Annotated in this window: 16 protein-coding genes and 1 pseudogene; 8 read left to right on the top strand and 9 right to left on the bottom strand. The window is 42.2% G+C overall.

Features of this window, described 5'->3' with window-relative positions:
- Positions 1–6 precede the first annotated feature (6 nt).
- The gene (locus QMZ64_RS02390) at positions 7–399 is read right to left on the bottom strand and encodes a YwqH-like family protein (RefSeq protein WP_065643880.1); all 393 of its coding nucleotides are present in this window, start codon (positions 397–399) and stop codon (positions 7–9) included.
- 342 nt (positions 400–741) lie between these two features.
- Here QMZ64_RS02390 and QMZ64_RS02385 point away from each other — a divergent pair, with 342 nt between their 5' ends.
- The 3 genes from QMZ64_RS02385 to QMZ64_RS02375 all read left to right on the top strand — a co-directional run bounded on the left by QMZ64_RS02385 (position 742) and on the right by QMZ64_RS02375 (position 2,331).
- Entirely contained in the window at positions 742–1,020 is a 279-nt protein-coding gene (locus QMZ64_RS02385) for a hypothetical protein (protein ID WP_265626801.1), read from the top strand.
- A 409-nt stretch (positions 1,021–1,429) separates the two neighbouring features.
- Positions 1,430–1,717: a YozQ family protein gene (locus QMZ64_RS02380; protein ID WP_265626800.1), complete on the top strand. Its 288-nt coding sequence runs from the start codon at positions 1,430–1,432 to the stop codon at positions 1,715–1,717.
- A gap of 359 nt (positions 1,718–2,076) precedes the next feature.
- Positions 2,077–2,331, top strand: coding sequence for a YciI family protein (locus QMZ64_RS02375; RefSeq protein ID WP_101560992.1), 255 nt, complete (start codon positions 2,077–2,079; stop codon positions 2,329–2,331).
- Positions 2,332–2,670: 339 nt separating this feature from the next.
- Here the strand turns inward: QMZ64_RS02375 and QMZ64_RS02370 are convergent, their stop codons facing one another.
- A complete protein-coding gene (locus QMZ64_RS02370) occupies positions 2,671–2,943 on the bottom strand; it encodes a hypothetical protein (protein WP_265626799.1) in 273 nt (90 codons plus the stop codon).
- Between QMZ64_RS02370 and QMZ64_RS02365 the strand changes: the two genes are divergently transcribed.
- Entirely contained in the window at positions 2,932–3,654 is a 723-nt protein-coding gene (locus tag QMZ64_RS02365; RefSeq protein ID WP_265626798.1) for a hypothetical protein, read from the top strand. The genes QMZ64_RS02370 and QMZ64_RS02365 overlap by 12 nt on opposite strands.
- 96 nt (positions 3,655–3,750) lie before the next feature.
- Entirely contained in the window at positions 3,751–4,602 is an 852-nt protein-coding gene (locus tag QMZ64_RS02360; protein ID WP_265626797.1) for an SMI1/KNR4 family protein, read from the top strand.
- A 50-nt stretch (positions 4,603–4,652) separates the two neighbouring features.
- Here the strand turns inward: QMZ64_RS02360 and QMZ64_RS02355 are convergent, their stop codons facing one another.
- From QMZ64_RS02355 to QMZ64_RS02335, 5 genes and pseudogenes are all read right to left on the bottom strand, one after another.
- Complete coding sequence (locus QMZ64_RS02355) at positions 4,653–4,883, bottom strand: hypothetical protein (RefSeq protein ID WP_265626796.1); 231 nt, start codon at positions 4,881–4,883, stop codon at positions 4,653–4,655.
- 48 nt (positions 4,884–4,931) lie between these two features.
- Positions 4,932–6,281, bottom strand: a complete 1,350-nt coding sequence (locus QMZ64_RS02350) for an amidohydrolase family protein (RefSeq protein ID WP_265626795.1) — start codon at positions 6,279–6,281, stop codon at positions 4,932–4,934.
- A gap of 367 nt (positions 6,282–6,648) precedes the next feature.
- Complete coding sequence (locus QMZ64_RS02345; protein WP_020451792.1) at positions 6,649–6,900, bottom strand: CotD family spore coat protein; 252 nt, start codon at positions 6,898–6,900, stop codon at positions 6,649–6,651.
- A 125-nt stretch (positions 6,901–7,025) separates the two neighbouring features.
- Positions 7,026–7,743: pseudogene (locus tag QMZ64_RS02340) on the bottom strand (DUF421 domain-containing protein).
- 611 nt (positions 7,744–8,354) lie between these two features.
- Positions 8,355–9,137 (bottom strand): alpha/beta fold hydrolase, encoded by a 783-nt coding sequence (locus QMZ64_RS02335; RefSeq protein WP_243940853.1) that lies wholly within the window; start codon positions 9,135–9,137, stop codon positions 8,355–8,357.
- A 132-nt stretch (positions 9,138–9,269) separates the two neighbouring features.
- Here QMZ64_RS02335 and QMZ64_RS02330 point away from each other — a divergent pair, with 132 nt between their 5' ends.
- Entirely contained in the window at positions 9,270–9,773 is a 504-nt protein-coding gene (locus tag QMZ64_RS02330) for a YoqH family protein (RefSeq protein ID WP_265626794.1), read from the top strand.
- Positions 9,774–9,854: 81 nt separating this feature from the next.
- Here the strand turns inward: QMZ64_RS02330 and QMZ64_RS02325 are convergent, their stop codons facing one another.
- Positions 9,855–10,091 carry a CotD family spore coat protein gene (locus QMZ64_RS02325; RefSeq protein ID WP_243940857.1) on the bottom strand — a complete coding sequence of 79 codons (237 nt, stop codon included), beginning with the start codon at positions 10,089–10,091 and terminating at the stop codon, positions 9,855–9,857.
- A 174-nt stretch (positions 10,092–10,265) separates the two neighbouring features.
- On the opposite strand from QMZ64_RS02325, the gene QMZ64_RS02320 reads away from it, so the two are divergent.
- Positions 10,266–10,889, top strand: a complete 624-nt coding sequence (locus QMZ64_RS02320; protein ID WP_265626793.1) for a LysE family translocator — start codon at positions 10,266–10,268, stop codon at positions 10,887–10,889.
- Between the two features lie 727 nt (positions 10,890–11,616).
- Positions 11,617–11,802 (top strand): type Z 30S ribosomal protein S14, encoded by a 186-nt coding sequence (locus tag QMZ64_RS02315; protein WP_265626792.1) that lies wholly within the window; start codon positions 11,617–11,619, stop codon positions 11,800–11,802.
- Between the two features lie 152 nt (positions 11,803–11,954).
- Here the strand turns inward: QMZ64_RS02315 and QMZ64_RS02310 are convergent, their stop codons facing one another.
- Positions 11,955–12,413 (bottom strand): NUDIX hydrolase, encoded by a 459-nt coding sequence (locus tag QMZ64_RS02310; RefSeq protein WP_265626791.1) that lies wholly within the window; start codon positions 12,411–12,413, stop codon positions 11,955–11,957.
- Positions 12,414–12,498: the final 85 nt, after the last annotated feature.

Below are 12,498 nucleotides of genomic sequence, written 5' to 3'. Positions count from 1 at the left end.
TTTCATTTACTCCTTGTTTCGCGCTTCTCGCTTCGCGTTTTCAATCTTTTTCTCTAAAGAACGAACCTCCTGGCTGAGCGAGTGAATATCCTCTTGTAAAGATTTGATTCGTTCATCGATTTTGCTTAAAACATCAGAAAGCTGTTTTCCGCTGATGTCATTGTAGGCAGTCTTCATCAGGCCGCGAATACGGTCAAAGGAGTCAGCAAGACTGCCTTGCCATGTATGAGACGACAACTGTGGTTCGGTGATCGTCTTTTTGGAATCAGAAAACTCCGTTTTGTCTTTTTCTAGCTCTTTGCGGCAAGCTTTCAGCTCTGCCAAAAATTCTTTCTTCATCGATAAATCAACTTTCATGATATCTAAAGCCAGCGTTTCTCCAAGTATTGAACCGATCATATGCAACACCTCGCTTCCCGAAAAATGTATGACAAAAGTAATAACCAACTAAGAGTTTACCACTATACGGAAAGGAATTGGTGAATAAATCCTTTCAATCCAACAAAATGCATCTTTAAGATCAGGCCAATAAACCTATTCTTTAACCGAGAGTTTCAAGCGCATAAAAAATGCCGCTAATGAAACGACTGCAAAAAGATCATTAAAACTTATTTCTAAGCTAAACAACAAAATCATGAAGCTGGTATACTGCTTCATTTATGCGATCGGTGAGCTTTTCTGCTGCTCGGGTTAAATATTTTTCAGCAAATCAAGAAATACTGAGAAAAAGGTGGTGTTTATTTGGATTTCCCAATCATTCATACAAACTTTTGGGATGCTGTTATAGCAGTGCCAATTATTATGATCGTCACACAGGTCATTAAAGTTTTTCTCAAGGTTCCCAAAAAGTATGTCCCATCAATTGCGCTCGTACTAGGCTTAATCATATTTGTTTGCATAAGCCATCGACACAGCCTCATAGCTGGAGTATTTATGGGCGGATTCTATGGTTACGCAGCTATTGGTTCATATGCATCATTGAAAACAACCATTTCATCATATAGAAACAAAAAAACATAAACAGGCATGAAAATATATATTCCAGAGTTGAATTCGCTTTTTTTCCGCTTTTATCCCCCGGATGAGGCGCCCAATGCAAGTTCACATGTCCTTAAATACAAAAGCCTTAATCATCGAATGGGAAGTGATCCTGTTTGATGTCTGCCATTGAAAGGATCGTCGTCGTTCCTGCACGCCGGCTTTACTTTATAATTTTTTTGCGCCTGTTCTCTTTCCCTTGATATAGGGTTGAAGTTTGATTTCCCGAAAAAGCGAATGAATACCGCCTCAACAGACAAAATAAGAAGAGTTGATATTTCAGCACAATTCACAAAAGGAGTGAAACCATTGTATTGAATAATTATCAAACTGAAATGGTCTTCAGATGCCCCTTTCTTATTATAAAATTCAATGATATGGAGTGATAAACGTGATGCAAAAAAATGGAGCAGACAAACCCGATGATTACAAAAGATTTTCTTCAGCAGACAAGGAATACGATTCTCAGCAATCGTTAGACAGCAATGCTAAGACAGAGAACGTTAATACTGAAACTGATAACAAAGAAAACATGAATGACAGCACGGATGTGGCAGGAGAATATTTTGACCCCTCGGATTATGAAGGAGCCACGCAGTTGGAAAAAGGATTGGCTGAAACTCATGAACAAGTCAGTGATGACTATTTTGAAGGAACGATCGATCAAAATCTGGATTAGTCATTTGAACGGCGGAACTAACTTAAAAAGTAAGTTAGTTCCGCTTAGATTAACAAAGTATCGATGTTCTCAAGTCCCAAATTAATCATTCAGTAACATCAAAAGTGATGGCCGAATAACAAAATATCTATTTTTTTATTCCCTGTTTCCCTATTATTATCCGTGCCACTCTTTTCATGAAATTCAAATCCCGTCTCCTTGGTCTTCCACTCCTTTACTTCAAAATCACTTTCAATCATTGCCAATGTGGCGCAATCGAAAGGAAAGCAGCTACGCCTTCCGCCGATCGAACTTTTATATGAATCTTCTATATATTTGTGCTAAGATAAAGTCATCTTTTGACAGAAAGGCGTGCTACGATGAAAAAATATTTACTCATAACAACCAGAACCGAGAATTTTAAAGATCAATATGTACCAGCCCATTATCAATTTTTGGACAGGCTTAAAGCCGAGAACCGCTTGGAAATGTTTGGCCCTTTCAGCGATGCTTCCGGGGGCGCTTATCTTATCAGCGCAGAGTCTCTCAAGGAAGCAACAGAGATCGGAAATTCTGATCCGATTGTTGACAGCGGCTCTTCAACACTTGTCATTAAAGAATGGCAGATTAAATAAACTATTTGGACATAGCCAACATAAACCTCTCCAAACACGGGAAGGCTAATCTTAAACGGAAAATCTAGAACTGCGGGTCATTTTGAAATTACGGTAAAACCGTTTTTTCCCTATTGAAGGAGAATAATATAAACGGCCGGATCGACATTTTTTAAAATTCTTTGATTTTTCATGTTCCATATTTCTTTTCCTTCGTCGGTAGGACAAGAAGCTGTTTCTTGCAATCAACAATCTAGGGGGAGCCAAAGGTGAAATCGGCAGCCCCCTAGTCCCACGATTCAATTTTCTGAACAGTCACTTTGTTTATGATCAACCTTCCACCCATTCCTTCTATCCCTTTCACTGACTGCCATGACCATCTGTTTTTTGTTTTTCATAGTTTTTGACAGTACCGCCTATCCCTTTCCCTTTGATCCACATGATCCCGTCTACATCTTTTTCATCTAGTAAACCAAGGAGCCTATTTGTTTTTTCGTTAATGGCTGCAGCTCCTGCATATTTGATTTCCCTATTGACACCGATAACGTTTGAAGCAAATAGCTCGTTCCAGCATTCATCATGCCCGGCAATCTGGGCTTCTGCTGTGTACGGATTAACATATTGGTATGTCAAGGTGATTCGATCTTTCTTTGGATCATTGACGCCCATTTAAATAAATTTTTTCAAGGGCAGTCTCTCGGCCTTCATCAACCCCTACAGCAAAAGTCAAACCAAGATCTTCAATTTCATGGCTGCTCGACCATCCGGTTAAAAAAAGTTGGAGAGGCTTTTACACCCTATCAAAGCCATACGCGATTTTTGGTTTTGTGCTTCTCTCTCAAAAAACTTCCATATTTTCCAACTCATCTATGCTACAATAAAATGGAAAAAAGGAGGGGATATGGAATTAAACGCTTTTTGCTGATCACGGTGTTGGTTTGTGGATTTTTCAGTTTTGGGAGCAGTGCTGAAGCTTATTCGTTCCCGCACAAGCTGAATCTAACGTTTACGGGAACTCATGTGGAGGACATTCCCTATAGCGACTCTAACGTTTCTCACTGGCATATTGGCTACAAGTTTACGATTTTCAATGCAGAAAACTGCAAAACAACGATTAAAATTCAGATGATGCATCTTTCCGGCAGGTTTATGAGTTTAAGCATTAAAGATTTTGAAGGGAACTGGCCTGATCGAACTGCTCAAGATGTCATCACATTGATGCCTAGGACTTACAGGCTTTATTTTGAGAATACCGAAGGTGAATGTAAAGATATTCGTATTAAAGGAACATACGGAGCTATTCCGCAAACGTATGATAATTTCTCGGTCTTTAGCCAAAGATAGCCGTTATAAAAGACTGCAGGAAGGCAATACAAGCATAAAGGCCCGAGCAGCATTTTGCATGATAGATACTGATATAAACGAATGTGGGGGAATCATTTGAAAAACTTTTGGATATACGAAGACGAAGATCCGTACACTTTAAAAAGCATATCAGAGAGAGGCATTCTGAAAGCTGAAAAAAAGTTAGGTGTGAGACTTCCGGAGGAATATAAAGCGCTTATTCTTGAACAAAATGGTGGCTATATCAATTTTAACGCCTTCCCTTCTGAACGGCCCACCTCCTGGGCTAAAGATCATGTCCAGTTTGACTACTTATTAGGCACAGGGAAAAAGGATGGAATTCTCGAGAGTAAAGCCTTTATTAAAGAATGGGGACTGCCTGACAACCTGGTCCTTATTCATGGAGACGGCCATACGTGGATAGCGCTTGACTACAGGGAGACGAAAGAAAATCCGCCCGTTCACTATTTTGACTCAGAATTTGAAGAGGATTTTAGATTAGCCGGCTCATTTGGAGAATTTCTCTCTAAACTTTATACAGATGACTCCATTGATGATGACCGCTGCGGACATACGGAAGGCATACATCCTGAGAATGCAGATATTCCCTATGTCTATCCGGAAGATGCCATCACAAAAGAAAGAGCGGAACAGATTCTGACTGAAAATTCGGCAGCCGATCTGTATCAGATTCATTACTACCCTATTGAAAGTATCGATGATTTAAAATGGTTTTTGACAAAAATGAAACAATCCGCTATAAAAGCAGACCGTGACATTGGTTTGGAACTTGCCGCCGCTTTGGAATCGATCGTTTCTTACTATAAAAAATTAACGTTTGAACATGAACAAACAAGAAGGTTAGTCCGCGACATCGTGGTGATATTAGAGAGATTGAATGACGCTGATGTGGACATATTCTTATCTCAAATTCGAGATTTATTTTAAAAAGATCCAGCCCCTGTCAATCAAGGGCTGGTCTTGTGAGCATCTGTTTTTTAACGTTTTAATTTTCGGATGATACGCGGCAGGTCTATAAAAGCCTCCATCATATCGTTGATGCACGCCTTTTCTTTATAGTTCCCGAACCCGTTTTTTTGCATATCCAATCTGGCATACATTCGTTTGAGAAGCGCTTTCGCCTCTTCTCCCGGGAGACGATCAACGGCGTCAAAAATCGCATCACATTCAGCAGATGTATTGTCATCTCGTGAGCCTTCTTTATCCATCAAAACGACCTCCCTATTTGCCGCAGGTGTATCACAGGGCTGTTTTTCTTAAAAGGCGCCTTCAGGGGATCGGGATAAAATATGGTCTCTTGCTTCCAGCGCTTTTTGTCTCACTTTTTCAAGATCTGCATCAACCAATCGGCCGTTTCGTTTCACCGCTTTACCTGCGACATATACCGAGTCTACATTTCCGGTGTGCGCGCTTTGGACGATAGCCCCCACCGCATCAGTGAAAGGGAGCAAATTGACGCTGTCCGTTTTCACCATGATAAAGTCAGCTTCTTTGCCGGGGGAAAGCGAGCCGATTTTGTGATCGAGCCTTAAGGCCCTCGCCCCGTCAATGGTGGCCGCTTTCAGGATTTGTTCGGCCGATATGCTCAATTCGGGCCCCGGCATGATACCTTCTTTAAGCAGCTCTTCATTGTGCTTTGCACGCTCTGCTTGAAGGGCAAATTTCATCTGTGCGAAAAGGTCTCCTCCCGTCGATGTGACAACATCAACCCCAAGTGCAGTAAGAACCCCGTTTTTTAGGGCGAGCCCTGTAACAGGATAGCCGTGCCCCATCATCATCTCAATTTCTGGTGTCACAGAAATCGAGCTTCCGTGAGCGGCAAGCATTTTCATTTCTTCTTCACTCATCGCATTGGCATGCACCATGTTTAAATCGGGACCGAGCAGCCCTGCTTGATTCAGCTTCTCAATCGAACGATCTTTCGCTCCCCAGTTGCCAAACGCAATATGCATGCTGCTCAAGGCATCCAGTTCCCGGGCCGTTTCGATTTCAAAGACAGATGTCTTCCATGAAGAAAACTCCGGTCCGCGAATTGCAAGTCCCATCGTCAAAAGCTGATCCTTCGATTGAAAATATGCTTTTTTTACCCGTTTCGCTTCGTCCATATTCGAAAGATCGCTGTCTCTGTCCCAATATTCCGCATCACCGGATGTTCCGAAAGCGAATACTGCGCGAATGCCGGCGTCTTTCAGTCCCGCAATCAGCTGGTCCGTATGATCAGGCGATTCAATCATCGTCCAGTCCAGCAAAGTTGTGACCCCTGCATCGAGCGCCTCAAGCGCTCCTAAATAGTTCGCGACCCAATCATCCTCAGGCCTTCTCATCGACCCATAATTCCCATAATAAATCCGGTTTAAATAGGTTTGCAGGGACCAGTCCGCTCCGATTCCGCGGATCACAGATTCCCATACGTGGCGGTGTGTATCGACAAATCCAGGCATGATCAGCATATTGGAGGCATCAACAATCTCTGCGTCTCCCGATTCAATCGACTCGGCAACGTCCAGGATGACGGAGCCTTCAATCAGCATGTCCCCTTTTTCAATCGTATGAAGCTGCGGATCAAGAGTTACAATCGTTGCGTTTTGAAAAAGTGTTTTTTGCATAACGGTTCTCCTTTCTTCCCAGCCAACTAGAGAAAACAACATCCTATATGTACCATTTTAAATTAAAAAAGGAATAATTGATATTAATATGCATTGCGCGACTTGGTTCTCCGATGGAAGAGATGCAATACACGATCACGTTGGAAAAATAAGAAAGGCGAATTGCGGAAAACAGCGGTTGTTTATGTTGCAGTGATGCGGTGCGTATTTATCGTAAATTCTGCTTTCATACTGTTCGTCACTATATACGGTTACTACTTCTCCAAATGAAAACAGACCATAAAAAAGCCCCTCTCGGGTATTTCTATGGCCTGTGAATGAGTGAACGTATATTTAACTGCGGTCAAAATACGGTACAATCACTTTATTAATAGCAATGGCCATAGTCCGACTTTTTTTCATAGCCTTTGCAAGGTTTTCCGCAATGATAATGTTCATGCGAAACGTCTTTATGATGTGAATAAGTGTGCGGATAGTAATGAACATGTTCATATTTGTGGTGGTCAATTTTTTTAGTATGCTGCGGATGAATATGAGGAACGACAGATTTTGAATACTTATGATCCTCACAATATTTCGTAGGGTAAACATGCGGCTCATGATGTTTTTTGCAGTACATGTGTACACGCTCCTTTCATTTTATAGATTCACTAGTACATTATGCTGAAAAGCTAAAGCCTGACTGCATAAGTACCTATACTTTGTCCCTTTTTTCGGCTGTCCCCGAGAATCAACCCGCCGCGACTATTCTTTATCAAAAGAAGAGTGTATATGATCTTCATATGTATCTACATAAATATTTCCGTTAGGAGATCGTACAGCATAGAAAACTTTTTCAACAGTAAGATTGCGTTTTTGCAACTCAGCATTCAACCATCAACCACTCGTATGTCAGCTGATTATCTTTCAAATTTTCTTCCCTTACTTTCCCATCCATGATCAACTCGATCGGAGGCTTTTTTTCAGGTATAGTTGGAAGCCATAAATCCTTTTTGGTGACACTCCGATATTGAGGTTTTTTTAAAACCGTTAATGTTCCGTTGGTTTCCACAATAGCGTAAAGCACTTCTTCCATTTTAAATACGTCTTTTTCCCTTAGCTGCTGGTTTAAATAGTCAATCGTATAGCGCATTTTCCGCATGTTATATTCAAGAATTTTTCCATTCTGGATCACAACAGTTGGATCTCCTGCGAAAAATGTGCGACTTTTTTGGTTCCAGAGAGATAAGTAAGCGGTTAATAAGATGACAAACACAAATATAAAAAAAGCAAGAATCATATGCATCGTTTTAAAAGACGTATTAAAAGTCAAATTGGCGGTGATGGCTCCCAGGGTGATGGACGCAATAAAATCAAAAATATTCATTTGTGATATCGTTTGCTTACCCAGTAATTTTGATCCTATCAGCAACATGCTGAAGGCAAGAACTGAGCGGAACATAACATCAACAAGTTCATTCATTGATTTCACCGCCCTTTTTGCAAAATAGTCAAAAACATCTTGTACAAAATAAGCAATAAATATACTGTGCACTTGATAAAAGGTAATTTTTCAGATGGCACCACTTCTTAACTTTGTCTATTGAAATGATTTCCGGCAAACCTGTGAAAGCCTCCCGCAAACCCGTGAGAGCCACCAACGATAACGTGGCTCCCGTGGGCGTGCCCTAAACCGAATCCCCCGATTTGAGAGAAGGGTAATACAAAACCATACGGATAATATACACTATGCCCCTGATGCAGGCTTGGATTATAGACATAAGTCAGCGGGTATACAGGGTACTGACGAAAACCGAGTGAATCAATGCCTGAGAAATCATGATGATTCAATGTTGGATCCGACAAAATATCACCACCTCGCGTTTCTAACATCTTACATTTTTTTCGCAAATTCGTGTTTGTACATTAAATTTTTTCTCTACACATTTTGTTGGCGCGGAAGTTCTCCGCCTGAAGATTTCAGGTGTCGACTGTTGCGCTTTATTCTCGGATTGGTTATACCCGTAAATGGAACATGCGCTTCTCGTGAAACCACGATCACTTCATTTAGGGCTGTTGTCCTCACGGATAAAATCAACCGATAAATTGCGTTAACACACGGTTGAACATTTCGCGTTCCTCCCAGAACGGGCCGTGTCCGCTGTATTGAAACGGAACAAGATATGAATTTCTTATTTTGCGGTTGAGTTCCTTTGCTTGTGCAAACGGTATCACCTTGTCTTGAACACCGTGAATGATTAAGGTCGGAGCAGCGACTTTTCCAAGATCATCATACAGTTTCTCGTCTCTCAGCATGTCGATTACCGCTTTTGTCGACCAGCCTGCCGCCTGCAATCCCAATTGAAAAAACCAGTCCGAGAACGGTTGTGTAATATATTGAAAGAAAAATGTGTCGGTCACTTCACGCATCATCTTAGGACGATCGTGAGCCGCTTGCTGGAGCAATTTGGCTGCCGTCTCTTCTGTAAATCCCACAGGTGCCGCCGCATCGATCAAAACCAGCTTTGAGACCCCGGAACCCCTGTATCGCGACATATAGCGAAGTGCTATGGCGCCGCCGGTTGAATGACCGGCAAGCGTGAAGCGGTTTAGTTGAAGCGTCTCAACGACAACGCGGATATCGTCAGCCAAACGGTTGTAATTGTAGCCCGCCGCCGGCTTATCCGAACGCCCGAATCCCCGCCAGTCAATGCCGATACAGCGGTATCCCTTTTGTGAAAGATCGTCAAATTGATATTCAAACTGCAGATGGCTTAATGGCCAGCCGTGCAAAAATACAATTGTTTTGCGGCTTTGAGGATTGATATCTTCAACGTACAGGTTAACGCCTGATTCTGCCTGAACAAAGTATCCCATGCCGTCGCCCCCAATCATCTTTTACCATAAGGTACGCCCAGGATGTCAATAGGTGAATGTCCCGACGGCTGAACGTGAAGAATTTGAAAAGGTGTGACTGGTTAGACTATTTCAAGATACGGAGGTGGTTCAATGATGGAACGCTTGGGAAGTCTGGCGATATCACTTGTCCTCATGCTGCCTGCGGCGGCGATCCAAGCGCAGCCTGCCGCACCAGTACCTTATCCATGCAGCGTCGTTCTTAATCCAGCCCAGGATATTCCCAATGCCCGCGGAACGGCTTTAATTGCGAAAGTGAAGAAACCGTATACCGAAGCCCCTGGAAGTCCAGTCAGGGAACGGTGGAGCATCGGCATCTACGCCGATTGGCTTCCAGCTCCTGCTTCATTTGGAGATTATGATCAATATGAAGGAATGGCCCGGATACCGGACCAGATCAGCTGGCGCTTCACCATGCATCTCGTCCGGGAAGACGTGCCAAGCTGGTTTGGCGGAAATCCTTGGGCGGGCAAATTTGACGAAATATCGTCGGAGCTGACTGTGAATACCCGAGTCGAAGTGCGTCCTTTCAATTCGAAGACGAAAAAGGCCGGCCGCGCTGTTTTGCTGGGGACTTTGCAAGGATGCAGGAACTAAATCAAAAAAAGGCCGCAAAAGCTCCATTAGGACGCTTCTTACGGCCTTTTTTCATGAGAAGAATTTTTTCTTCCGGAAAGGTTAGTATTTTTCGTAGCGATTACAAGGTTTACCGCAGTAAGAGTGATCATGATAAACCGGCTTATAGCTTGAATAAGAATGCGGATAATAGTGAACATGCTCGTATTTCTGATGATCCACTTTTTTAATATGCTGCGGATGGATGTGAGGAACGATCGTTTTAGAGTATCTGTGATCCTCACAGTACCTGGTAGGATGCACAACTGGCGGCAGAACGCGCGTTTTGCAGTAAGACATAAGCACTTCTCCCTTCCTTGAGTTTCATTCTTCACTATCAAAATATGTTGATTAGCACAAACTTGTACTAATACAAGAAACTAAAAATCCGTCCATTTTCCCCGCCTTTTCACTCAAAAGAGAGTTTCTCTGATAGTATAATAAAAAAATACTAATGAAAATGGAGTTGGACAGATGGATGTGATATCGATCGTTTCGTTTTTGGGTGCGGCTGTACTGCTTACACTTATGCCGGGCCCTGACAACTTGTTCGTTTTGGCACAGAGCATCTCAAAGGGAAAATCAGCAGGTATAGCAACCGCATGCGGACTATGCACAGGGTTAGTCGTCCACATCTCGGCGGCTGCAGCAGGTATTTCTGCTGCGATCTATCAATCAGCTGTCGCCTTCTCGATCGTGAAATATGCAGGTGCAGCCTATCTGTTGTTTTTAGCTTACCAGTCTTTCCGGCAAAAAAGCGCCGACTTCAATCTTGAAGCAAAAGATTCATTGAACCACAGGGCTTTATACCAAAAAGGCGTTGTGATGAATCTATTAAACCCGAAGGTCTCATTGTTCTTCCTTGCCTTTCTTCCGCAATTTATTCACCCCGGCACCTTCAGCGTGACAACGCAAATGCTCGTTTACGGCATGTTATTTTTAATTCAAGCGTTTGTGATCTTTGTGATGATCAGCCTGTTTGCGGACAAAGTCGGAGGCCGGCTGCGCAGCAGTCCGCAAGCCGCCAAAAAAGTTCATTTGCTGGAAGGGTCTTTATTTGCTTTGATTGGACTTAAAATAGCGGTCAGCCAAAAGTAGCGCCGCTGAAAAAAAGGTGTGCAGCCGGCACACCTTTTCCCCATTTTACCGCTTATAACATTTGACGCGTTTACCATTTCCGCCGTCGGCACCGCTTTCATGGACACAGCGGCAATGTCATCCCTCAAACATCGAGGTTCATGTGAAAATGAACAGCCCTGCATTCCGTGATTCGTTTTCAAGCTTGATCTAGAGCGGGAGCTGGTGTTGCGGAATCGAAGTGATTTGTTTCTTTGGCTGGAGTCGAATCACAAGACTGTCAAATTCTGCAGCGCTTTCTTGCTGTGTTAGATTCTTCCTTCGTTTCATTGTATAGTGGAGTGCCAGACAATGAGACAAAAATCTAAATACCGTTGTTCTCTATCCTCCCCCCTTTCTTTGAAGCCAGTATACAAATTTCCCGCTGCTTCGTAATGATGCAAATCGGTTATTTTCCGCTCAATCCAAATCATCAGATCGAGCAAGCGGACACATCGATCTTAGGGATGGCAGATCAGTCAATCGATGGGCGTGGGTCTTTTTTGATAGAATATGCCGCTTTTTAAGGAGAAACGGGATCGTTTAATTGCTTTAATCAATGAGATTCATTTTCGCTTTTTATCTGCAAAGCGAGTCTTTTGAATTAATTTACAAACGATATTTTAAATGTTATAATAAATTGTTTACAGAAATAAATTCTATTTTTATTTATATAAATCGATGAATTTAAAATGAAGGAGGTAAAAAGATGGCCAAGACTTCAATGATTATCAAACAAAAACGGGAACAAAAGTTCAAAGTCAGAGAGTACACCCGCTGTGAACGCTGCGGCAGACCGCATTCCGTGATTCGGAAGTTTAAATTGTGCCGCATCTGCTTCCGTGAGCTTGCTTACAAAGGGCATATCCCCGGCGTTAAAAAAGCAAGCTGGTAAGAACGACTTCGTCAGCCTTTTTAAGAGGCTGGCTTTTTTGATTTAGGCTCTGTTGAATTTTAATGTTGATATTGCATGAAAATAGAGGAAATCCTATGATTAGGGTTTCCTCTATACTTGTTCAACTAACGTCTCTGTTAGCTGGATAAGAACTATTGAATCAGTTGCTCATGATACACGCTCATTGAGTGTACATTCTCTTTTAATAAGTTATCAATGATTTGCTTTATTACATTTGGTTCTCGTAAGTCTTCGTTCTCAAATGTTACAAGGTCACTTACTTTTATCCACTTGCTGTCTGAAATTTCATCTTCTTCGAGTTTGAAAGAACCTCCGGTAACTTCACCAATAAAATGAAATAAAATAACTTGATTCTTCGTCCTACTGATAAAATTATATACGCCAGCAGCGGCAATCAGCTTTACGTCCAATCCAGTTTCCTCTTTAACTTCTCTTCGAGCTGAATGGAGAATGTCCTCTCCATATTCGATACGTCCGCCCGGAAAGTTCCACTTATGAGCGGCGGTAGGCTTATTCTCTTTTATCATCAAGACTTTATCTTCACGTAAGATTGATACACTGGCTACTAAAACAATTCCATTTTGCGACATCCATTTCTCCTTCATTTTCATTGGTTTGACTAGCTTCTTCTTTCATGAATCTGCCTTGTTCATTGAAAGCTCTCAACACTTTGCT

This window comes from Bacillus sp. LB7 (genome assembly GCF_030449715.1).
In the GTDB taxonomy this organism is placed as follows: domain Bacteria; phylum Bacillota; class Bacilli; order Bacillales; family Bacillaceae; genus Bacillus; species Bacillus paralicheniformis.
The sequence above is the reverse complement of the archived record's forward strand: the minus strand, read 5'-3'. Positions and strand labels throughout refer to the sequence as shown.

Bases quoted from the DNA above. Each gene is read 5' to 3' on its own strand.
- QMZ64_RS02390 (WP_065643880.1), bottom strand. From the start codon at position 399: ATGATCGGTTCAATACTTGGAGAAACGCTGGCTTTAGATATCATGAAA.
- QMZ64_RS02375 (WP_101560992.1), top strand. From the start codon at position 2,077: ATGAAAAAATATTTACTCATAACAACCAGAACCGAGAATTTTAAAGAT.
- QMZ64_RS02355 (WP_265626796.1), bottom strand. From the start codon at position 4,883: ATGGATAAAGAAGGCTCACGAGATGACAATACATCTGCTGAATGTGAT.
- QMZ64_RS02350 (WP_265626795.1), bottom strand. From the start codon at position 6,281: ATGCAAAAAACACTTTTTCAAAACGCAACGATTGTAACTCTTGATCCG.
- QMZ64_RS02345 (WP_020451792.1), bottom strand. From the start codon at position 6,900: ATGTACTGCAAAAAACATCATGAGCCGCATGTTTACCCTACGAAATAT.
- QMZ64_RS02335 (WP_243940853.1), bottom strand. From the start codon at position 9,137: ATGGGATACTTTGTTCAGGCAGAATCAGGCGTTAACCTGTACGTTGAA.
- QMZ64_RS02330 (WP_265626794.1), top strand. From the start codon at position 9,270: ATGATGGAACGCTTGGGAAGTCTGGCGATATCACTTGTCCTCATGCTG.
- QMZ64_RS02325 (WP_243940857.1), bottom strand. From the start codon at position 10,091: ATGTCTTACTGCAAAACGCGCGTTCTGCCGCCAGTTGTGCATCCTACC.
- QMZ64_RS02320 (WP_265626793.1), top strand. From the start codon at position 10,266: ATGGATGTGATATCGATCGTTTCGTTTTTGGGTGCGGCTGTACTGCTT.
- QMZ64_RS02315 (WP_265626792.1), top strand. From the start codon at position 11,617: ATGGCCAAGACTTCAATGATTATCAAACAAAAACGGGAACAAAAGTTC.
- QMZ64_RS02310 (WP_265626791.1), bottom strand. From the start codon at position 12,413: ATGTCGCAAAATGGAATTGTTTTAGTAGCCAGTGTATCAATCTTACGT.